The organism is Pseudolysinimonas sp. 10J20-29 (genome assembly GCF_055809595.1).
The window spans coordinates 2,529,738-2,550,720 of the sequence record NZ_CM147917.1; the positions used below are offsets into that span (position 1 = coordinate 2,529,738).

General features: G+C 69.2%; 19 protein-coding genes and 2 tRNA genes. 11 read left to right on the forward strand and 10 right to left on the reverse strand.

The features are described from left to right. Positions 1-31 precede the first annotated feature (31 nt). The 6 genes from AC0L6Y_RS12280 to AC0L6Y_RS12305 all read left to right on the forward strand — a co-directional run bounded on the left by AC0L6Y_RS12280 (position 32) and on the right by AC0L6Y_RS12305 (position 5,793). Positions 32-772: a DciA family protein gene (locus AC0L6Y_RS12280; protein ID WP_473558515.1), complete on the forward strand. Its 741-nt coding sequence runs from the start codon at positions 32-34 to the stop codon at positions 770-772. Continuing rightward, positions 654-2,573, forward strand: coding sequence for a DNA topoisomerase (ATP-hydrolyzing) subunit B (gyrB, locus tag AC0L6Y_RS12285; RefSeq protein ID WP_473558521.1), 1,920 nt, complete (start codon positions 654-656; stop codon positions 2,571-2,573). Before AC0L6Y_RS12280 ends, gyrB begins: the two co-directional genes overlap by 119 nt. Next, positions 2,563-5,154 (forward strand): DNA gyrase subunit A, encoded by a 2,592-nt coding sequence (gene gyrA, locus AC0L6Y_RS12290; RefSeq protein ID WP_473552929.1) that lies wholly within the window; start codon positions 2,563-2,565, stop codon positions 5,152-5,154. Before gyrB ends, gyrA begins: the two co-directional genes overlap by 11 nt. Beyond that, positions 5,151-5,555: a DUF3566 domain-containing protein gene (locus tag AC0L6Y_RS12295; RefSeq protein WP_473552934.1), complete on the forward strand. Its 405-nt coding sequence runs from the start codon at positions 5,151-5,153 to the stop codon at positions 5,553-5,555. The genes gyrA and AC0L6Y_RS12295 overlap by 4 nt, the downstream gene beginning before the upstream one ends. A 77-nt stretch (positions 5,556-5,632) precedes the next feature. Further along, positions 5,633-5,706: transfer RNA gene (locus tag AC0L6Y_RS12300), tRNA-Ile, on the forward strand. A gap of 14 nt (positions 5,707-5,720) precedes the next feature. Next, positions 5,721-5,793: transfer RNA gene (locus AC0L6Y_RS12305), tRNA-Ala, on the forward strand. Between the two features lie 189 nt (positions 5,794-5,982). Here AC0L6Y_RS12305 and AC0L6Y_RS12310 read toward each other — a convergent pair. From AC0L6Y_RS12310 to AC0L6Y_RS12320, 3 genes are all read right to left on the reverse strand, one after another. Next, the gene (locus AC0L6Y_RS12310; RefSeq protein WP_473558526.1) at positions 5,983-6,678 is read right to left on the reverse strand and encodes a helix-turn-helix transcriptional regulator; all 696 of its coding nucleotides are present in this window, start codon (positions 6,676-6,678) and stop codon (positions 5,983-5,985) included. 68 nt (positions 6,679-6,746) lie between these two features. Next, the gene (locus tag AC0L6Y_RS12315; RefSeq protein WP_473552937.1) at positions 6,747-8,522 is read right to left on the reverse strand and encodes an ATP-binding protein; all 1,776 of its coding nucleotides are present in this window, start codon (positions 8,520-8,522) and stop codon (positions 6,747-6,749) included. Positions 8,523-8,674: 152 nt separating this feature from the next. After that, positions 8,675-9,247, reverse strand: coding sequence for a hypothetical protein (locus AC0L6Y_RS12320; protein ID WP_473552943.1), 573 nt, complete (start codon positions 9,245-9,247; stop codon positions 8,675-8,677). Between the two features lie 136 nt (positions 9,248-9,383). On the opposite strand from AC0L6Y_RS12320, the gene AC0L6Y_RS12325 reads away from it, so the two are divergent. Together AC0L6Y_RS12325 and AC0L6Y_RS12330 are read left to right on the forward strand one after the other, a co-directional pair. Next, positions 9,384-9,923, forward strand: a complete 540-nt coding sequence (locus AC0L6Y_RS12325; RefSeq protein WP_473552948.1) for a peptidylprolyl isomerase — start codon at positions 9,384-9,386, stop codon at positions 9,921-9,923. Continuing rightward, positions 9,923-10,828: a rhomboid family intramembrane serine protease gene (locus AC0L6Y_RS12330; protein ID WP_473552954.1), complete on the forward strand. Its 906-nt coding sequence runs from the start codon at positions 9,923-9,925 to the stop codon at positions 10,826-10,828. Before AC0L6Y_RS12325 ends, AC0L6Y_RS12330 begins: the two co-directional genes overlap by 1 nt. Positions 10,829-10,892: 64 nt before the next feature. Here AC0L6Y_RS12330 and AC0L6Y_RS12335 read toward each other — a convergent pair whose 3' ends face one another. Further along, on the reverse strand, positions 10,893-11,135 hold the full coding sequence (locus AC0L6Y_RS12335) for a cell division protein CrgA (RefSeq protein ID WP_473552959.1): 243 nt from the start codon (positions 11,133-11,135) through the stop codon (positions 10,893-10,895). Between the two features lie 84 nt (positions 11,136-11,219). Here AC0L6Y_RS12335 and AC0L6Y_RS12340 point away from each other — a divergent pair, with 84 nt between their 5' ends. Genes AC0L6Y_RS12340 through AC0L6Y_RS12350 form a run of 3 tightly spaced genes read left to right on the forward strand, consistent with a single transcriptional unit; the run spans position 11,220 to position 12,836 of the window. Then, entirely contained in the window at positions 11,220-11,984 is a 765-nt protein-coding gene (locus AC0L6Y_RS12340; protein ID WP_473552965.1) for a class E sortase, read from the forward strand. A 19-nt stretch (positions 11,985-12,003) separates the two neighbouring features. Further along, on the forward strand, positions 12,004-12,201 hold the full coding sequence (locus tag AC0L6Y_RS12345) for a hypothetical protein (RefSeq protein ID WP_473552970.1): 198 nt from the start codon (positions 12,004-12,006) through the stop codon (positions 12,199-12,201). Further along, positions 12,198-12,836 carry an aminodeoxychorismate/anthranilate synthase component II gene (locus AC0L6Y_RS12350; RefSeq protein WP_473552973.1) on the forward strand — a complete coding sequence of 213 codons (639 nt, stop codon included), beginning with the start codon at positions 12,198-12,200 and terminating at the stop codon, positions 12,834-12,836. The genes AC0L6Y_RS12345 and AC0L6Y_RS12350 overlap by 4 nt, the downstream gene beginning before the upstream one ends. Here AC0L6Y_RS12350 and pknB read toward each other — a convergent pair. Genes pknB through AC0L6Y_RS12380 form a run of 6 tightly spaced genes read right to left on the reverse strand, consistent with a single transcriptional unit; the run spans position 12,829 to position 20,953 of the window. Further along, positions 12,829-14,604: a Stk1 family PASTA domain-containing Ser/Thr kinase gene (pknB, locus tag AC0L6Y_RS12355; protein ID WP_473552977.1), complete on the reverse strand. Its 1,776-nt coding sequence runs from the start codon at positions 14,602-14,604 to the stop codon at positions 12,829-12,831. The genes AC0L6Y_RS12350 and pknB overlap by 8 nt on opposite strands. 56 nt (positions 14,605-14,660) lie before the next feature. Then, the gene (locus AC0L6Y_RS12360) at positions 14,661-16,337 is read right to left on the reverse strand and encodes a protein kinase domain-containing protein (protein ID WP_473552980.1); all 1,677 of its coding nucleotides are present in this window, start codon (positions 16,335-16,337) and stop codon (positions 14,661-14,663) included. Further along, positions 16,334-17,791 carry a peptidoglycan D,D-transpeptidase FtsI family protein gene (locus AC0L6Y_RS12365; RefSeq protein ID WP_473552982.1) on the reverse strand — a complete coding sequence of 486 codons (1,458 nt, stop codon included), beginning with the start codon at positions 17,789-17,791 and terminating at the stop codon, positions 16,334-16,336. The genes AC0L6Y_RS12360 and AC0L6Y_RS12365 overlap by 4 nt, the downstream gene beginning before the upstream one ends. Further along, positions 17,788-19,176 (reverse strand): FtsW/RodA/SpoVE family cell cycle protein, encoded by a 1,389-nt coding sequence (locus AC0L6Y_RS12370; protein WP_473552985.1) that lies wholly within the window; start codon positions 19,174-19,176, stop codon positions 17,788-17,790. The genes AC0L6Y_RS12365 and AC0L6Y_RS12370 overlap by 4 nt, the downstream gene beginning before the upstream one ends. Position 19,177: 1 nt before the next feature. Further along, positions 19,178-20,419 carry a PP2C family protein-serine/threonine phosphatase gene (locus AC0L6Y_RS12375; protein ID WP_473552987.1) on the reverse strand — a complete coding sequence of 414 codons (1,242 nt, stop codon included), beginning with the start codon at positions 20,417-20,419 and terminating at the stop codon, positions 19,178-19,180. Positions 20,420-20,422: 3 nt separating this feature from the next. Further along, positions 20,423-20,953: an FHA domain-containing protein FhaB/FipA gene (locus AC0L6Y_RS12380; protein WP_473552989.1), complete on the reverse strand. Its 531-nt coding sequence runs from the start codon at positions 20,951-20,953 to the stop codon at positions 20,423-20,425. Between the last annotated feature and the right edge of the window lie 30 nt (positions 20,954-20,983).

The window sequence follows — 20,983 nt, forward strand, 5'->3', positions numbered from 1 at the left end:
CCGACTGCGCACCGTGTTCGGCGCCCCCGGAATGCGCAGTCGCGACGCGCGCCGGAGAAGCCGCGCCGCCGAGGATGGGGCGAGCGTGCCCTACGGCACCGGCCGCGATCCGCACGGCATCGGCGATGTGCTCGGACGACTCACCGTCTCGCTCGGCTGGGAGTCGCCGATCGCGCGCGCCGAACTGGTGGCCGACTGGTCCGAGTTGGTCGGCGAGGACACCGCGGCGCACTCCGAGCCGATCGGCGTCGAGGAGGGCGTGCTGACGGTTCGGTGCGATTCGACGGCGTGGGCGCAGCACTTCGGACGATGCGGTCGACGATCACGACGCGCATCGCCGAGCGCTACCCCGCGGCCGAGATCGAGTCCATCCGGTTTCTGGGGCCGGACGCCCCCTCCTGGAAACGTGGCCCCAGAGCAATCCCAGGGCGCGGTCCACGCGATACCTACGGTTAGGAAGGCAAATCTGGTCACAGGGCGCCAGAAAAGGCCCCAGATCGCCGTTTCGCCCCTCGCCGATACCCCCGCTGGGGTAGAATCGGAGGGTCCGTTCGACCTTCATGGCGGCGGCGTCGATCCGGCAGGAGCAAGCCCTTTTCATGACACCACCCGCTACCCCTGCGCCCGGCGACGACAGCTACGGCGCGAATCAGATCCAGGTCCTCGAAGGACTCGAGGCGGTCCGCAAGCGACCCGGCATGTATATCGGCTCGACCGGTCCGCGCGGTCTCCACCACCTCGTCTACGAGATCGTCGACAACTCCGTCGATGAGGCACTCGCCGGGCACTGCGATCGCATCGAGGTCACGATCCTCGCCGACGGCGCCGTGCGCGTCATCGACAACGGCCGAGGCATCCCCGTCGACGAGCACCCGATCGAGAAGAAGTCGACGGTCGAGGTCGTGCTCACCATCCTGCACGCCGGCGGAAAGTTCGGCGGCGGCGGCTACGCCGTCTCCGGCGGTCTGCACGGCGTCGGCAGTTCCGTCGTCAACGCGCTCTCGCACAAGCTCGAAGTCGCGGTTCGCCGCCAGGGCTCGCTCTGGACCCAGCGCTACCACGACGGTGTTCCGGATGCGCCGCTCGCCAACGCCGGCGACGCCGACGGCACCGGAACCACCATCACCTTCTGGCCGAACTCCGACATCTTCGAGACCGTCGAGTTCGACTACGACACGCTGCGCACCCGCTTCCAGCAGATGGCCTTCCTCAACAAGGGCCTCACGATCACGCTCGCCGATGAGCGCCCGATCGAGGAGGGCGAGGAGCCGCGCCACGACGTGTTCCTCTACGAGCAGGGACTGGTCGACTACGTCGAGTACCTGAACTCCGCGAAGAAGACCGAGGTGATCCACCCCGAGATCATCAGCTTCGAGTCGGAGGACACCGAGCGCCGGATCGCGCTCGAGGTCGCGATGCAGTGGACGAACGCCTACTCCGAGTCGGTGCACACCTACGCCAACACGATCAACACGCACGAGGGCGGAACCCACGAAGAGGGATTCCGCGCCGCACTCACCACGCTCGTCAACAAGTACGCGCGCGAGAAGGGCATCCTCAAGGAGAAGGACGAGAACCTCTCCGGCGACGACGTGCGAGAGGGCCTCACCGCCGTCATCTCGATCAAGCTCGGCGAGCCGCAGTTCGAGGGCCAGACCAAGACGAAGCTCGGCAACACCGAGGCCAAGTCCTTCGTGCAGCGCGTGGTCGGCGATCAGCTCAATGACTGGTTCGATCGCAACCCGAATCAGGCCCGCGACGTGATTCGCAAGGCGATCCAGGCCGCGACAGCGCGCATCGCCGCGCGCAAGGCGCGCGAGCAGACCCGCCGCAAGGGCCTGCTCGAGGGCGGCGGCATGCCCGGCAAGCTCAAGGACTGCTCCAGCCGCAACCCGCAGGAGAGCGAGATCTTCATCGTCGAGGGCGACTCGGCCGGCGGATCCGCGGTGCAGGGGCGCAACCCCGAGACGCAGGCGATCCTGCCGCTGCGCGGCAAGATCCTCAACGTCGAGAAGGCGCGGCTGGACCGCGCGCTCGGCAACGCCGAGATCCAGGCGATGATCACCGCGTTCGGCACCGGCATCGGCGAGGAGTTCGACGGCGCCAAGGCGCGGTATCACAAGGTCGTGCTGATGGCCGATGCCGACGTCGACGGTCAGCACATCACGACCCTGCTGCTCACCCTGCTCTTCCGCTACATGCGTCCGCTCATCGAGATGGGCTACGTCTACCTGGCGCAGCCGCCGCTGTACCGGATCAAGTGGACGAACGCGGAGCACGACTACGTGTTCTCGGACGCCGAGCGCGACGCTCTCATCAAGGAGGGAGTCGCGAACGGCAAGCGGATCCCGAAGGAGAACGGGGTGCAGCGCTACAAGGGTCTCGGCGAGATGAACCACCAGGAGCTGTGGGAGACCACGATGAACCCGGTCAGCCGCACCCTCCTGCAGGTGACCCTCGACGATGCGGCGATCGCCGACAGCGTCTTCTCCACCCTGATGGGTGACGACGTCGAATCGCGCCGCCAGTTCATCCAGAAGAACGCGAAGGACGTGCGTTTCCTTGACATCTGACATCACCACCCCCGGCGGCCCGGAGGGCGGTGCGCCCGACGTGAACGATCACGACAAGATCCGCCAGGTCGACATCCAGCTCGAGATGCAGCGGAGCTACCTCGACTACGCGATGAGCGTCATCATCGGTCGTGCGCTCCCCGACGTGCGCGACGGCCTCAAGCCGGTGCACCGCCGCGTGATCTACGCGATGTACGACGGCGGCTACCGTCCCGATCGCGCGTTCTCCAAGTGCACCCGCATCATCGGCGACGTGATGGGCCAGTTCCACCCGCACGGTGATTCCTCGGTGTACGACGCGCTCGTGCGACTGGTGCAGCCGTGGTCGCTGCGCTACCCGCTCGCGCTCGGCCAGGGCAACTTCGGCTCGCCCGGCAACGACGGCGCGGCCGCCCACCGATACACCGAGACCAAGATGGCCCCGCTGGCCATGGAGATGGTCCGCGACATCGACGAGAACACCGTCGATCTGCAGGACAACTACGACGGTCGAACCCAGGAGCCGGTCGTGCTCCCCAGCCGCTTCCCGAACCTGCTGGTCAACGGCTCGGTCGGCATCGCGGTCGGCATGGCGACCAACATCCCGCCGCACAACCTGCGCGAGGTCGCCTCGGCCGCCCTTTGGGCTCTGGAGCACCCCGACGCCACGCAGGAGGAGCTGCTCGAGGCGATCATCGCCCGGGTGAAGGGCCCCGACTTCCCGACCGGCGCGCAGATCCTCGGCGTCAAGGGCATCCAGGATGCCTACCGCACCGGCCGCGGATCGATCACGATGCGCGCGGTCATCACGGTCGAGGAGCTGCAGGGTCGCACCTGCCTCGTCGTCACCGAGCTGCCGTACCAGGTGAACCCCGACAACCTGGCGATCAAGATCGCCGACCTCGTCAAGGAGGGCAAGCTCTCGGGCATCGCCGACATCCGCGACGAGACCTCGGGCCGCACCGGCCAGCGTCTGGTGATCGTCCTGAAGAAGGACGCCGTCGCGAAGGTCGTGCTGAACAACCTCTACAAGCACACCCAGCTGCAGGAGAACTTCGGCGCCAACATGCTCGCGATCGTCGACGGCGTGCCGCGCACCCTCTCGATCGACGGCTTCATCACGCTCTGGATCGAGCACCAGATCGAGGTCATCGTCCGGCGCACCCAGTTCCGGCTCGACAAGGCCGAGGCGGATGCCCACATCCAGCGCGGCTACGTCAAGGCGCTCGACGCGCTCGACGAGGTCATCGCCCTCATCCGCCGCTCGCCCGATGTTGACGAGGCCCGCCAGGGACTCATCAAGCTGCTCTCGATCGACGAGCTGCAGGCCGATGCGATCCTCGCGCTGCAGCTGCGCCGCCTCGCGGCGCTCGAGCGCAAGAAGATCCAGGATCGGCTCGCCGACCTCGAGCGCGAGATCGCCGAGTACAAGGCGATCCTCGCCGACGTGGGTCGCCAGCGCGCGATCGTCACCGAGGAGCTCACCGAGATCGTCGACAAGTACGGCGACGACCGCCGCACCGAGATCATGTTCGGCTTCGACGGCGACATGAGCGTCGAAGACCTCATCCCCGAAGAGGAGATGGTGGTCACCATCACGCGCGGCGGCTACATCAAGCGCACGCGCAGCGACAACTACCGCTCGCAGCACCGCGGCGGCCGTGGGGTCAAGGGCGCGCAGTTGCGTGCCGACGATGTCGTCGAGCACTTCTTCGTCACCACCACGCACCACTGGCTGCTGTTCTTCACGAACACCGGTCGCGTCTATCGCGCCAAGGCCTACGAGGTGCAGGAGGCCGGCCGCGACGCGAAGGGCCAGCACGTCGCGAACCTTCTCGCCCTGCAGCCGGACGAAGAGATCGCCCAGGTGCTCGACATCCGCGACTACGGGGTCGCCCAGTACCTGGTGCTGGCGACGCGCGGCGGTCTCACCAAGAAGACCGCGCTCACCGAGTACGACACCAACCGCACCGGCGGCATCATCGCGATCAACCTGCGCGAGAACGACGAGCTCGTCTCGGCGATGCTCGTCAACGACGATGACGAGCTGCTGCTCGTCTCGCGCCAGGGGATGTCGCTGCGATTCCAGGCGACCGAGGCGAGCCTGCGCTCGATGGGCCGCTCCACCTCGGGCGTCATCGGCATGAAGTTCCGCGACGGCGACGAGCTGCTCTCGGCCTCGGTCGCGAACGACGACGGCTACGTCTTCGTGGTCACCGAGGGCGGCTTCGCCAAGCGCACCGCGGTCGACCAGTACCGCGCGCAGGGACGCGGCGGACTCGGCATCAAGGTCGCAAAACTGAGCGACGATCGGGGCCGCCTGGCGGGTGCGCTCATCGTCGATGAGACCGACGAGGTTCTCGTGGTTCTTGCCAGTGGCAAGGTGGTACGCTCTGCCGTGGCCGAGGTCCCGCCCAAGGGTCGGGACACCATGGGGGTCGTGTTCGCCCGCTTTGCCGACGATGATCGCATCATCGCTGTTGCCCGCAACAGCGAGCGAAACCTCGCCGCCATCGCCGTCGAAGGCGAGTCCGATGCCGAAGCCGTCGAGACTCCGAGCATTGAGGTCGGGGACACCGGAAAGGATCAGATCGAGGAATGAGCGTCGCAGCACGTCTTCAGCGCAAGACTGAGCGTCAGGCCCCGAGCAAGCAGGTCCGACTCCGTCTGGTCTACATCGACTTCTGGTCCGCCGTGAAGCTGTCGTTCCTGGTCTGGATCTGCCTCGCGGTCGTCCTGATCGTGGCTTCCATCCTGATCTGGGTGGTGCTCTTCTCGACCGGGATCTTCGGCACCATCGACGGGCTGTTCCAGGACATCCTCGGCGACCCGAGCTTCCAGATCGCCAACCAGTTCGGTCTCGGCCAGGTCGCGACGTTCGCGATCGTGGTCGGTCTGCTCAACGCGGTGATCGGCACCATCCTCGGTGCGATCGGCGCGCTGCTCTACAACCTGAGCGTGCGCCTCACCGGCGGACTGCTCGTCGGCTTCCAGAACAACTGAGCCGAAGCATCCGAATTGGCTCACGCTGACGGCGTGGGGTAATGTAAGCGAGGCTGTTCTGCGGAACATGCCGAAGAGGGGCTATAGCTCAGGCGGTTAGAGCGCTTCGCTGATAACGAAGAGGTCCCAGGTTCAAGTCCTGGTAGCCCCACTCCATCCCCATTCGGGGCCTTAGCTCAATTGGTAGAGCGCCTGCTTTGCAAGCAGGAGGTCAGGGGTTCGATTCCCCTAGGCTCCACTCTGCTCGCTAGCACGCCGCCGCTTCTGCGGCGTGCGCCGCTCCGCGCACCGAGCGTGGTCGCTGCGCTTCGCTCTGCTGGCCAGCACGCCGCCGCTGCTGCGGCGTGTTTCGCTTCGCGCACCGAGCGCGGTCGCTGCGCTTCGCTGGGCTTCTCTTCACGCCGGCGCTTCTGCGGTGGGTGCGCGGTCAGCTCGCCGTGAGCAGGCCGGTCTCGGCGAGCACGTCTCGGAGGGCGTCGCGCGAGCGCACCCCCAGCTTTCGGTAGGCCGACTGCAGCTGATTGTCGACCGTGCGCACCGAGATGCCGAGCTCCTCAGCGATCTCCCGGGAGCGCAGCCGGCGGGCCGCGGCGCGGGCGACGTCGAGTTCGCGCGGGGTGAGCAGCGGCCGGTCCGCCGAGTGCAGGAGCGGGGCGTCGATGTCGCCGCGCAAGGCGAGCGCCGCGGCGGCCAGCCGGCGGTGGTCAGCGTCGGAGATGTCGCCGCGACCCGCCATCCCCAGCACGTCGACGGCGCACGCGGTCAAGGCGTTCTTCGACAAACGGGCGGCGGCCGCGATGACCTGCTCGACGCGACCCGACTCGACGGCACGCGCCGCGTCGAGCACCGCGAGTGCCGGCTCGATCCTCTCGATCGAGTTCTGGCACAGCGCCTCGGCGACCCGGGCCGTGCGGTCGATCTCGCCGAAGCGCAGCGCGTGGGCGAGGGTGAGAGCGCCGATGAAATCGTAGGAGGAGTCGATGGCATCCTCGACGGCGCGCAGGATGACCTCGGCGGCCCGCGCCGGCTCACCGGCGGCTGCGGCGAGGAACGCCTCGCACTCGGCGCGGGCGAGCTGCGCGGCACCGCTCACCGGCCCAGCGGCGTCGAGTTCGTCGAGCATCCGAGCGGCGTCGGCGGTGTCGTGGCGCTGCGCGGCGATCGCGGCGCGCACCGCGCGGGCGAACGGCGTCAGCTCGCCGCCATCCCAACGACCCAGCTGCTCGAGCGCGAGATCGGCAAGAGCCTCGGCCTCGGCGAACCGGCCATCGTGGGTGCGCTGCCAGGCGAGCAGCGCCGTGAAGAATCCCACCTCCTCGTGGGCCTCGGCGCGAAGCGACTCGAGATAGGAGGCCGCGGCGGCGCCGTCGCCCGCTGCCCGAAGCGCGCAGAACCGTTCGATGCCGAGGGCGATCGCGGCCGAGGGGGCGTCGTCGCCCAGCACCTCCCGCGGCACCGCGAGCGCGACCGCCGACGTTCGCGCCGCCGTGAACTCGCCCCGCGCGGCCGCCGCGATCGTCGCCGCGATCGCGCTGCGCACGGGGCAGCAGCGGAACCTTCGGCGAGGGTGCGCCACCTCCAGAGGTCCGCATCGAGCGGAGCCGTGTCGCCCGCATCCAGCTGCTGGCGCACCTCCTCCCCGTGTGCGATGGCGGCGGAGGGATCGCCTCGACGGAATGCGAGATGCTCCCCGCGATGGCGTGCCAGCGCGATCTTCTCCCGAGGCTTCTGCGCCAACCCGGCGGCATCGTCGAAGCGCGCATCGGCGATGTCGAGTTCACCGACCGCCGAGGCGGCGGTCGCGGCCGTGAGCTGGGCGGCGAAGGCCGCGGCACGGCGACCCGGGAGCTGCGCCGCGGCGGCGGCCAGCCGCGAGGCCCCGCGCGCGTCGCCGGTCGCGGTCGCGTAGCCGGCGGCCCAGGTCAGCTCCGTCGGATCGGTCGGGCGGCCCGCACGAAGCTCCCACTCGGCGGCGCGAAAGCGCCGGGCGGGAGCCGCGTCACGGCGAAGGAGTCGGAGCGCCTCGCCGAGGACGGCGGGAACCTCCGGTCCGCTCTCGAGCGTCTCGGCGATCAGCGGATGCGCGATGCTCACGCGGCCGGCGGCCTCCACGAGCAGCCCGCGCCGAACAAGTTCCGCGATGTGGCGCCGGGCGGCGAAGGTCTCGATGATCTCGCCGGGTGCGACGGGCTGGCAGATCGCCACCAGGCACATGACGCGCCGTGCATCCGGCTCCAGCTCGGCGACCCGCGACTCGACGAGTGCCGCGAGCCGCGTCGGCGACTCGCCCGCACGGATCTCGACATGCGTGCCTCGGTGCACCACCCGACCCGCATCGATCGCGCTCTCGACCAGCATGCGCAGGTGCAGGGCGTTGCCGCCGGTCTCCCACGCGAGACGCCGAACGTCGTCGTCCGCGGCCGGAAGGCGGAACCGGCGGTGCAGCAGGTCCGCGATCTCGTCGAGCTCCAGGCCGACCAGCTCGTGTCGGCGCAGCAGACCGGAGGCGTCGAGCCCGCCGAGTCGCGCGGGCAGCTCCTCCAGTGCGCGGGCCGTGGCGACGACGGTCGCGCCGAAGCCGGTGATCAGGCGGGCGACGGCCTCCGCCGAGAGCTCGTCGAGGCGGGGTGCGTCATCCACCACCATGAGCGGCGGGGTCTGCCGCGAGCCGAGCGACTGCACCAGATCGGTGAGCGCGTGTTCGCGGGTCGGCGTCGCGAGCTCGTCCACCATCGCGGCGAAGGCGCCGAGCGGAACGGATGACTGCTCCGCGAGGCCCTGCACGAGGATCGGCGACGAGTCGGAGAGTCGCTGCGACAGCGCGAGCGCGAGAGCCGACTTGCCCACCCCGGCGGGACCGTGGAGCAGGTGGATGACGCCCCGGTGCCGTGCGACCTCGTCGTCGAACCGGTTCAGGACGCGGTCGCGGCCGATCAGCGGCCAGGTCGCGCGATGGTCACCGGTCATCCGCGCACCCCCCTGGTCTTCGGACCTGCAACTCGTACCAGAAGCTAGCGCATCAGGGGGTCGAGATGCGCCCCGAATGCCGGGCCGCACGACGAAGGCCCCCGGGTCGGTCGGTTGACCGGCCCCGGAGGCCTTCTCGAAGTGCGGACGGGCTAGAGCTCGTCGACGTCGGCTTCGCCGGGCTCGATGTCCTCGACCCAGAGGTCGTCATCGGCGCGAAGCGTCTGCCAGGCGGCGTAGGCGACGCTCGCCACCGCGAGCACGCCGAGGCCGATGAGCACGTAGGTGCCGGGGCCGGGCGACGACTTCACGGGGGCGGGGGCGACCGCCTTGCGGGCGCGCGAGCTGAGCTCGGCGGTGGCGGAGCTGGCGCGCTTCACGACGTCGCGCACGTGCGGGTCCTTGGCGGCCTCGAGCACCGCGAGAGCCGATCCGATCGCACCCGAGACGGCGGGAATGACGTCATCGGCGAGCTTGCCGCGTGCGTCGCGCGACACGGCACGGCTCTTGGCGACGCCGGTGGCGAAGAGCGGCTTGACGCGATCCTCGTAGCCGCCGCGCACGCGCGGGGCGACCTCTTCGCGGGCGTAGTTCGCCGCCTGACGGCGCGCGTCGCGCAGAACGTGGGCCGCGTGCTCAAGCGTTTCGCGCTGCTCATCCCACAACTGGTCGGCCGATCGCTTGAGCTTCTTCAGCTCCCGCTGGCGTTTGCGTGACAGTCCCATGGCGTCCTCCGTCTGCGGTCTGCGGCGTTCCCCTCCATCCTGCCAGGTCGCCCCCCGCGGTCAAGGGATCCGGCGCCGTGCGCGGCTGGGCATCCGCTGAGAGCGAGCCTCATGGCGCGCATGCGAGAATCGTGGAATGCCTCAACCCACTGCGATCGCCACCATGCACACGAGCCTCGGCGACATCCGTCTGAACCTGTTCGGAAACCACGCGCCCAAGACGGTCGACAACTTCGTCGGCCTCGCGACCGGAACCAAGGAGTGGACGCACCCGCAGACCGGCGTCACCTCGACCGCGCCGCTCTACGACGGCGTCATCTTCCACCGCATCATCAAGCAGTTCATGCTGCAGGGCGGCGACCCGCTCGGCATGGGCATCGGCGGTCCGGGCTACGAGTTCGACGACGAGATCAACTCGGAGCTCGACTTCACCCAGCCCTACATCCTCGCCATGGCGAACGCCGGCACGCGCGGCGGCCGCGGCACCAACGGCTCGCAGTTCTTCATCACCACCGTGCCGACGACCTGGCTCCAGGGCAAGCACACCATCTTCGGCGAGGTCGCCGACGAGGACTCGAAGCGCGTCGTCGACGCGATCGAGGCCGTCGAGACGGATGGGCGCGACAAGCCGCTGGCCGACGTCGTGATCACGAGCGTCACCGTCGAATCCCTGTAGTGAGCGGCGAGGCGACGACCTCGGCGGGGGTCTGCTACCGGCATCCTGAGCGCCAGAGCTGGGTGCTCTGCCAGCGGTGCGGTCGCACGATCTGCCCCGAATGCCAGACGCAGGCCGCGGTCGGCGTCCAGTGCCCGGAGTGCGTGCGGGAGGGTCGCGCGGCGACCCGCCCCACCGCGTCGAGGTCGCGTCTTGCTCGCATGTTCCGCCCCGGCGGAACGACCCCGGTCGTCACGATCTCGATCGGCGCCGCCTGCGTTCTGCTCTACGTGCTGCAGCTGGTCACCGGCGGCGCGGTCACCTCCGCGCTCCTGATGAACCCGAGCGCGATCGCGAGCGAGCCGTGGCGCCTGCTGACGAGCGCCTTCGTGCACTCGCCGAGCTCGTTCCTTCACATCGCCTTCAACATGTACGCGCTCGCGATCTTCGGGCCGGTGCTGGAGAGCTTCCTCGGTCGCGGTCGGTTCCTGGCGCTGTATCTGCTGTCGGCGCTCGGCGGCAACGTCGCGGGCGTGCTGCTGTATCAGGCCGCGGTGGTGAGCGGGGGAGCCACGATCGTGCTGACGAACGGATTCCTGCAGCCGTCGCTGTCGCTCGGCGCCTCGGGCGCGATCTTCGGGCTGATGGGCGCGCTGCTCGGGCTGCGCAAGGCGCTCGGGGTGCAGATCACCCAGCTGCTGGTGGTGCTCGGACTCAACGTGGTGATCGGTTTCCTGGTGCCGAACATCGCCTGGGAAGCGCACCTCGGCGGCCTCGCCGTCGGGTTCGCGATCGGCACGCTGTTCTCGCGCACGCGTCGGCCGGCTCAGAAGCGGCGGCGCGTCCTCGGGCTGGTCACGATCGGGGCGGTGCTGGTGGTCATCTGCATCACCAGCGTGCTGATCGCACCCGGCGCGTACGCCTAGGGTCGCGAGTTATCCCCAGGCTCCTCCACAGTGTGGAGGAATGACACGGGTGTAATTCGAAGATTTATCGCCAGCGCGTGGTCATCAGGAAGCCGATGAACATGATGCCGAAGCCGACCAGGATGTTCCAGTTTCCGAGCTGCGGCACCGGCCACGACGTCTGGCTCAGGTAGAACACGATGATCCACACGAGACCGAGCAGCATGAATCCGAACATGACCGGCTTGAACCACACCGGGTTCGGCGCATCGTTGCCCGCCTTCGGCTCGGAGGAGTCGGCGGACGTGCGGGTGGTGTCTCGGGCCATGTTCGGGATTCTAGCGGACCGCTCTGGGGCGTCCATCTCGAACCCCGGCCGGTCAGCTGTGACCGACCCCAGTAGAATCGCCGCATGACGTCGCGTCGAGAGCTGCGAGAGGCGGGGCACCGGGCGAAACAGCGCCGCCGCCGCCCCCGGGTGACCGTCGTCGGCGTCCTCGGCGAACTCCTCGTCACCGCCGGATTCCTCGTGCTCGCCTTCGTCGGCTGGCAGCTCTGGCTCAACGACATCATCGTCGGCCAGCAGCTCGAGGCCGAGTCGCTCGAGATCACCCAGGAGTGGGACAAGAACATCGGCGAGGCCGTCCGCGGCGACACCGACGACCCGCCCGTCATGGAGCCGGTCGCCGACGCCGAGCGGTTCGCGTTGCTCATCGTTCCGCGTTTCGGCGACGACTACTACCGCCCGATCGCCGAAGGGATCGGCACCTGGAGCGTGCTGAACCGGAACAACCTCGGGCACTACCCGGGGACGCAGATGCCCGGCGAGGTCGGCAACTTCGCGATCGCCGCGCACCGCAAGGCGTACGGCGGCAACCTGGAGAACATCCACAAGCTTCAGATCGGCGACACGGTCTACGTCGAGACCCAGGACGGCTGGTACGGCTATGTCTTCCGCAACCTGGAGTACGTGACCCCCCGCGGCGTCGGCGTCATCGACCCGGTTCCGCAGATGGACGGCGTGAGCCCCGAGGAACGACTCATCACGATGACGACCTGCAACCCGTTCTTCTCGACCGCGGAGCGCATCATCGCCTACGGCGTGTTCGACCAGTTCTATCCGCGTGCGGATGGGCCCCCGGCCGAGATCGCCGAGACGGTGCAGGCGGCGTCGTGACCGACCCAGGAGACAACTGATGTACGCGACGCTCTGGTACGTGCTGCCCGGACCGTGGTGGGTGCGCGTGCTCATCCTGCTCGTGCTGCTGACCGCCGTGATGTGGGCGCTGGTGATCTGGGTCTTCCCGATCGTCGACGGCTTCGTCGCCCCGCAGGATGTGACCGTGGAAGAGGGGGCCATTCAGGCCCTGACCCAGATTGGCGGAGGTCGATGACCCGAGTTCTTGTCGTCGACAACTACGACAGCTTCGTCTACACACTCGTCGGATACCTGCAGCAGCTGGGTGCCGAGACCGAGGTGATCCGCAACGACGACATCGCCGAGGCGGATGTGGCGACCCGGATCGCCGACTACGACGCGGTCCTGCTCTCGCCCGGACCGGGGACCCCCGCCCACGCGGGGATCTCGATTCCGGTCGTGCGCGCCGCGATCGACAGCAAGCTCCCGCTGCTCGGCGTCTGCCTCGGGCACCAGGCGATCGCCGAAGCGCTCGGCGCCACCGTCACGCACGCCGATGAGCTGATGCACGGCAAGACCTCGCAGGTGACGCACGACGAGAGCGACTTCTTCGCGGGCGTTCCGAGCGAGTTCCGCGCGACGCGCTACCACTCGCTCGCCGTCGTCGACGGAACGGTCCCCGACGAGCTGGAGGTGACGGCGCGCACCACCGGCGGCGTCATCATGGGGCTGCGTCATCGCGACGCTCCCGTGCTCGGCGTGCAGTTCCACCCCGAGTCGGTGCTCACCGAGGGCGGCTATCGGATGCTCGGCAACTGGCTCGCCACCGCGGGACTGCCCGCCGCGGCCGAGCGCGCGCGCGACCTCACCCCGCTGGTCAAGCTCAGCTGAGCGCTCCGGCGCTCGTCGCCCGGCAGGCTACGGCTGGCAGTAGACGACCGTGACGGTCGACTTCTGCGGCTGATCGCCGGTGAGCGACTGCGACACGACCTGGCCGCCCGAGCACGAGGTGTCCTGCTGGAGCTTGACCGTCAGCTCGCAGCACGCCGAGCCCGTCGCGGGCGGTGGTGACCGGCTCGCCGACGTAGTCGGGGATGTTGACCAGACCGTTCGAGATCACCAGGTTCACGTCGGGCACGCTGTCCCCGTCGGGCGAGACCTCGACGGCGCGCGTCACGACCTCGGTGCTGCCGGGAAGCTCGACGCCGATGACGACGCCCTTCGCGACATTGGCCGAATACGTCGACCGCGTCGAGCCGTAGGTCAGCCCGAGCTCCTCGATCTTGGCGATCGCATCAGCTTCGGTGGAGTAGGTCAGGCTCGGCAGGGTGACCGCGGGCGGGCCAGCGGAGACGACGACGGTGATCTCGTAGCCCGGTCCGACGCGGGTGCCCGCCTCGGGCGTGGTCTCGAGGATCTGGCCCTCGGGGGCGGTGACGTCGGTGCGCGTCACCTGATCGATCCGCAGCCCGCTGTCGATGATCGACTGGCTGACGTCGTTGAACTGCTCGCCGACGACGTTCGGGACCTCGATCGCGGTGCCGGGGCCGGACAGCGTCGGCGCGGTCAGGGTGAAGACCCAGTAGAGCGCCGCGCCCACGATGATGGCGAAGAGGGCGATGGATCCCCAGATCCACGCGACCGGCGGGCGCGACTGGGTGCGCGGGGCGCGGTCGCCGCCGGAGTCCTCGGTGAGGCGCCGCATGGTCGCGACCGAGGCGGCGGACGAGTTGGGGTTGACGCCGAACAGCGCGGCCCCGAAGTCGTCACTGGACGGAGCGGCGTCGGGAACCTTGCCGGCGAGGGCGATCTCGAGATCGGCGCGGAAGTCGGCGGCCGACTGGTAGCGCTCGAACCGGTCCTTCGCGAGCGCGCGCAGCACCACGGCGCTCAGCGCCGGCGAGATCGCCGAGTTGAGCGTGTTCGGCGGCACGGGTGCTTCGCTGACGTGCTGGTAGGCGACCGCCACGGCGCCCTCGGCGCGGAACGGCGCCTGGCCGGTGAGCATCTCGTAGAGCACGACGCCGGTCGAGTAGAGGTCGGTGCGGGCGTCGACCGCCTCGCCGCGCGCCTGCTCGGGCGAGAAGTACTGCGCGGTGCCGAGGATCGCGCTGGTCTGCGCGATGGTCGCCGAGGAGTCCGAGATCGCACGCGCGATCCCGAAGTCCATGACCTTCACCTGACCGTTCTGCGTGATCATCACGTTGCCGGGCTTGATGTCGCGGTGCACGACACCCGCGCGGTGCGAGTACTCGAGCGCGGTCAGGATGCCTTCGGCGATGCGCACTGCCTCGGCCGGCTCCAGAGGGCCGTCCTCGAGCATGTCCTTCAGCAGCTTGCCTTCGACGCGCTCCATGACGATGAAGGGCAGCTGGAGCTCCCCGCCCGCGGGATCGGGGACCGTCTGCTCGCCGGCGTCGTAGACGCGGACGATGGTCGGGTGCGACATCCGCGCGGCGGCCTGCGCCTCCTGGCGGAACCGGGTGCGAAACGCCGGGTCGGAGGCGAGCGCGGGCCGCAGGAGCTTCACGGCGACGTTGCGACCGAGCCGGGCGTCGTAGCCCGCGTGCACCTCGGCCATGCCGCCTCGACCGAGAAGTTCTCCGATCTGGTAGCGGTCAGCCAGGAGATGAGTCCCGGCGATCGGCCCCTCGGTCACGGCGTAGTCCTATCGGTCGTTGAATCGGAGCAAGTGTAGTGGCTCGCGCTGAACCGCTAGTTGACGGTGAGGTCCAGCGCGTCGGAGGGATCAGTGGTGAGGCCGCCGGGGCTGCACGATGCCGTGTAGCTGACCGACGCGGTGCCGGGGCTGCCCAGCACGATGCTGATCGACGTTGCATCCGCGGCGACCGGGTTGCCGCCGCTGGCGAAGGTGGCGTTCGTCAGGGTGAAGTTGTAGCCCGCCCGGGTGTAGTCGGCGGGGCATCCCGAGTACTGCGGGAAGTTGATGACAACCGTCTGCCCTGCGGTGTACGGTCCGACCGTCGAGGTGGTCGGCGTGCTGGGGGTCGGCGCGCCGGGGTACGACTGGTAGACGCGCACGGTGATCTCTTCGCCCGCGCTGAGGTTGCCGGTCGGGCTGATCGACTGCACGGTGTCGTTCTGCGTCGGCGAGCTCGCGACCGAGCCGTCCTGTCGCACCACCTTGAGGCCGAGCTCCTCGAGCGCGGCCTGCACCTGGGCGAAGGGCTGGCCCTCGTAGTCGGCGGCGCGGATCACGATCGGCGTCTCGCTGGGCTCCGGGGTCGGATCCGGCGTCGCCTCGGCGGAGGTGGGCGCCGGGGAGCTGGGCGTCGCCTCCGGGTCGGTGCCGCTCGGACTGATCGCGAGCACGATGATGATCGCCACGAGCGCGACGGTGAGCACCCCCACGAGGGCGACAAGCGGCCAGGTCCACGGGTTGCGGCGCGGCGTGGTGTCGAGCGGCGCGGTCGCGGTGGAGACACCGGCGCCCGCGCCCGAACCGCCTCCGCCCGGCAGGATGCGGGTGGCGGCCGTGCCCATGACGGCGGTCGCGGCCGTGAGATCCGTGCCCTCGGCGAGGATCGGCACCGCGGCGATGGCGCCCGCGATGTCGTTGCGTCGCAGCGCCTGCGCGGCGCGCGCCAGATGGGCGGCCGAGGCGGGCCGGTCCTCGGGGCGCTTCGCGATGCAGGAGTAGACGAGGTTCCGCACCATCTCGGAGACGGTGACCGGCAGCTCCGGCGGGGCGTCGTTGATCTGCGCCATCGCGATCGCGACCTGCGATTCGCCGGTGAACGGTCGACGTCCGGCGAGGGCCTCGTAGGCCACGATGCCGAGCGAGTAGATGTCGGTCGACGGCGACGCGGAGTGGCCGCTCGCCTGCTCCGGCGACAGGTACTGCACGGTGCCCATGACCTGGCCGGTCGCGGTGAGCGGCACCTGGTCGGCGATCCGGGCGATGCCGAAGTCGGTGATCTTGACGCGGCCATCCGGCGTGATCAGCAGGTTTCCCGGCTTGATGTCACGGTGCACGAGTCCGGCCTGATGGGCAGCCTGCAGCGCGGAGGCGGTCTGGGCCACGTAGTCGAGAACCCGGTCGCTCGGCAGCACGCGCTCGCGCTCGAGCACGGCGCTCAGCGCCTCACCGGGCACGAGCTCCATGACGAGGAACGCGGAGCCGTCCTCCTCGCCGTAATCGAAGACATTCGCGATGCCCTCGTGGTTCACCAGGGCGGCGTGCCGCGCCTCGGCGCGGAAGCGCTCCAGGAATCCGGGATCGCCGAGGTACTCGTCCTTCAGGATCTTGATCGCGACGGTGCGCCCGATGACGAGGTCGGTGGCCTGCCAGACCTCGCCCATGCCGCCGATGGCGATGCGGGACGACAGCTGGTAGCGCCCCCCGAAGGTGAGCCCGCTTGTGGGTCTCATCTGTTCAGCACCGCCTCAATGACCTTCTTCGCAATCGGCGCCGCAACGGTGTTGCCGAACCCGGACTGCCCGAGTCCGCCGCCATCCTCCACCACGACCGCAACCGCAACCTGTGGGTTGTCGGCGGGGGCGAAACCGGTGAACCAGAGCGTGTACGGCTCGCCCTCGCCATTCTGTGCTGTGCCGGTCTTGCCCGCGACGTCAACCCCCGCAATTGTCGCATTACTGGCGGCGCCGCTTGCGACGTTGTTGATCATCATGTCGCGCAGAAGGGCGGCAGTCTCGCTGCTGAGCGGCGTGCCGTAGACCTGCGGTTCGAGCGACTGCACGATCGACAGGTCGGGCGCGACGATCCGGTCGACGAGCGTCGGACTCATGAGCGTTCCGCCGGTCGCGACCGCGCTGGAGACCATCGCCATCTCGAGCGGCGTCACCCGCACATTCGCCTGACCGAAGGAGGCGAGCATGAGCTGCGCCTCGCTGTCGGTCTGCGGGAAGATGCTCGGCGTGACGCTCATCGGAACCGTGATGCTCTCGTCGCCGAAGCCGAAGCGGGCCGCCTGCTCGGCGATCGCCTCGTAGCCGAGCTCCTGGCCGAGTTCGGCGAAGGGCACGTTGCACGACAGCCGCAGCGCGTCGGCGATGGTGACCGTGTCGCCGCCGCCGCACGCGCCGCCGCCGGAGTTGGAGACGACCGAGCTGCTCTCGGGCAGCGTGATGGTGCGCGGGTTGGGCAGCTCGCTGTCGGGCGTGTATTCCCCCGACTCGAGCGCGGCCGCGGCGACGATCAGCTTGAAGGTCGAACCGGGGTGGTAGAGATCGCCGGAGATCGCGCGGTTGATGAGCGGATCGTCGGTGTCGTTGAGAAGCTCCGTGTAGTTCTGGATCACGACGCTCGAGTCGTGGCTGGCCAGGTCGTTCGGGTCGAAGCTCGGCTTCGAGACCATCGCCAGGATCGCGCCGGTGCTCGGGTCGATCGCGACGACCGATCCCTGCAGATCGCCCAGCGCGTCCCACGCCGCCTGCTGCACGGTGGCATCGATCGTGACCTGCACGGCGGCGCCCTGCGGGTTCTGGCCGGTGAGGATCGCGTTCACCCGGTCGAGGAACTGCTCGCTCGCGGTGCCGCTCAGGAAGTCGTTGAGTTCGCCCTCGATGCCGGTCGTTCCCTGGTCGAGCGTGAAGTATCCGGTGACGGCGGCGTACAGCGGTCCGTTCGAGTACTCGCGCTGGTAGGAGTACTCGTCATCCACCGGAACCGAGTTCGCGATCGCGATGCCGTCGACCAGGATCGCCCCGCGCTCGGCCGAGAAGCTGTCGTACAGGGTGCGGGCGTTGAACGGGTTGGCGGCGAGCTCGTCCTGCTGGAAGACCTGGATGATCGAGCTGGAGGTGAACAGCGCGAGGAACATCAGCAGCACGAGCACGCTCACCCGGCGGAGTTCTTTGTTCATGACGGCACCACCACCCAGCGCGGTTGGCTGCGCACCGAATCCGAGAGCCGCAGCAGCAGCGCGACGATGATCCAGTTCGCGACCAGCGACGAACCGCCCGCCGCGAGGAACGGCGTCGTCAGACCGGTGAGCGGAATGACCCGCGTCACGCCGCCGATGACGATGAAGACCTGCAGGGCGACCACGAAGGAGACGCCGACGCCGAGGAGCCGGCCGAAGTCATCCTGCCCGGTGAAGCCGATGCGGAAGCCGCGCGAGATGAACAGCAGGTACAGGCACAGGATCGCGAACAGGCCGATCAGGCCCAGCTCCTCCCCGAGCGTGGCCATGATGAAGTCGCTCTCGGCGAGCGGCACGATGTCGGGCCGGCCGCGGCCCAGTCCGGTGCCGAGCAGGCCGCCGTTCGCGAGGCCGAAGATGCCCTGCACCAGCTGGTAGCTCTGGTCGTCGGCGTACTCCGGGTTGAACGCGTCGAGCCAGGCGGTGAAGCGGTTGCCGACGTAGGTGAACAGCCGGCTCGCGGCGAAGGCGCCGCCGACGAACAGCAGCATTCCGAGGATGATCCAGCTGGGGCGGCCGGTGGCGACATAGAGCATCACCAGGAACAGGCCGAAGTAGAGCAGCGAGGTTCCGAGGTCGCGCTGGCCGATCAGCACCACCATCGCGAAGAGCCAGACGACCAGGATGGGGCCGAGATCGCGGGCGCGCGGGAAGCGGATGCCGAGAATGGTGCGCCCCACGAGCGAGAGCGAGTCGCGCGCGGTGACGAGGTAGCCGGCGAAGAACACCGCGAGCAGGATCTTGCCGATCTCGCCGGGCTGGAATGACAGCCCGCCGACGCTGATCCACACGTAGGCCCCGTTGACCGGGCGGCCGAGCCCGGGAACCAGCGGCAGGAGAAGCAGGATGAGCGCCGCGAGACCGATGACATAGCGGTAGCGCAGCAGCACGCGGTGGTTGCGGATCAGCAGCAGCACGGCGAAGGCGATGATGATCGCGATCGCGGACCAGGCGATCTGGCGCACGCCGGACGCATCCCAGCCGACGAGTTCCTTGGCGATGTCGATGCGGGTGATGCCGGCGATGCCGATCCCGTTCAGCACGGTCGCGATCGGCAGCACGAACGGGTCCGCGTCGGGGGCGACGACCCGGAGCGCGACGTGCACCGCGAGCACGAGGATGCCGAGGCCGGCGCCGAGGGCGAGCATGGTGCCGCCGATGCGGCCGAGGGCGCCGATCTGCACGAGACCGAGCGCGACGCCGTTGATCGCGATCGCGAGCAGCAGCATGCCGAGTTCGATGTTGCGCCGGCGCGCGGGCTGGCGAAGGCGAAGGCGGATCGTCGTCGTCAGCGGGGGGCGGGTCGCGGTGTCGGGTGACGTCATGTCAGCCGCCCGCCGCCGCTTGCAGTCGCGCGACGATCTCGAGCGCATCGCGCAGGTTGTCCGCGCTGATTGTCTTCGTCACCGCTTCCTGCTGGTATTCGGGCAGGTCGAGCAGCTCGATCGTGGTCGTCTGGTACACGCTCGAGAGCTCGAGCGGACCGATCGTCGCCTGCACGCCCTGGAACACGGCGACCCGGCCGTCCTCCTCGCCGACGTAGTAGTGCGACTGGGTCCAGCGGTACGACAGGAACGCCGCCGCGACGATGGCGGCGATCGCCAGCACGAGCAGCAGCAGCGCCGAGATGCGACGGCGGATCGCGCGACGGCGATCCTCCTCGATCAGCTCCTCGAGGAAGCCCTCCCGCTCAGGCTCGAAGTGCGCATCCTCCGACTGCGAGGCCTTCAACGGATGCAGCAGCAGCGTGGGGAGGCGGATCGGGCGGCGCACGGGCTCCGCGTCGAAGCTGAGCGGCGCCGCGGCCGAGCCGACGAGCACGGGCGGTGCGGGGTGCACCTCCTCCTCGTCGTCGATGTCGAGCAACACGACCGTCACGTTGTCGGGGGCGCCGTGGTCGAGGCTCTCGCGCACCAGGCGGTCGGCGGCCGACTGCGGGGTGCGGAACGAGTCGAGGATCGACGCGATCTTCTCGTCGGAGACGTAGCTCGATAGGCCGTCCGAGCACAGCAGCCAGCGGTCGCCGACGCGGGTGTCGAGGATCTTGGTGTCGATCTCGGGCGCGGCATTGACGTCGCCGAGCACGCGCATCAGCACGGAGCGACGCGGGTGCACCGCGGCCTCCTCGGGCGTGATGCGACCGGAGTCGACGAGGCGCTGCACGAAGGTGTGGTCGGCGGTGAGCTGCTCGAGCTCGCCGTCGCGGTAGCGGTAGACGCGCGAGTCGCCGATGTGCGCGAGGGCGATGCGGTTGCCGACGCGGACGATGCCGCTGACGGTGGTGCCCATGCCGGTGAGCTCGTGATGCTCGAACACCGTCTCGGCGAGCAGGCCGTTCGCGGCGATCAGGGCGTCATGCAGTGCCTGCTCGGCGTCCTCCGCCGTGCCGTAGGCGATGTCCGCATCCACGAGACGCTTGGTGGTGATCGCGGAGGCGACGTCGCCGCCGGCGTGGCCGCCCATCCCGTCGGCCACCACGAAGAGGTGGGTGCCGGAATAGCCGGAGTCCTGGTTGTTGGCCCGGATCCGACCGACGTGGGAGACCGCCGCGCTCGTGGGTGTCGTCATCGGCTACCGCCGCAGCTCGAAGCTCGTCGTGCCGATCGTCACCGGAACGTTCGGCGGGACCGGGGTGGGCAGCGTCACGCGCGCGCCGTCGACGACGGTGCCGTTGGTCGAGTCGAGATCCTGGATCACCCAGGAGTCGTTCCACAGCATGAGGCGCGCGTGGTGGGTGGAGGTGTAGTCGTCGCGAATGACCAGGCCGGACTCGCTGGAGCGACCGATCGTGAGCTGCTCGGCGGGCAGGTCGATCTCCATGCCCTCACGCGGACCGGAGGTGATGACGAGGCGGCGCGGGGTGGAATCGCTCGGGCCGGGGGGCGCGCGGTGCGCTTCGACGCGCGGGGCGCTCGGCTTGTCGGCGGGGGCGGACGGCGCGACGGCCGTGTCCTGGGTGCCGGCGACGGGAGCCGCATCCGGAAGCTTGCGGGCGCGCTGGCCGAACAGGTCGGAGCGCAGCGAGTACACGACGACGAAGACGAAGAACCACAGCAGGAGCAGGAAGCCCAGTTGCAGCAGAAGCAGAGTCAGTTCGCTCACGGGCGGCCAGGCTCCTTCAGCTCGTGAACA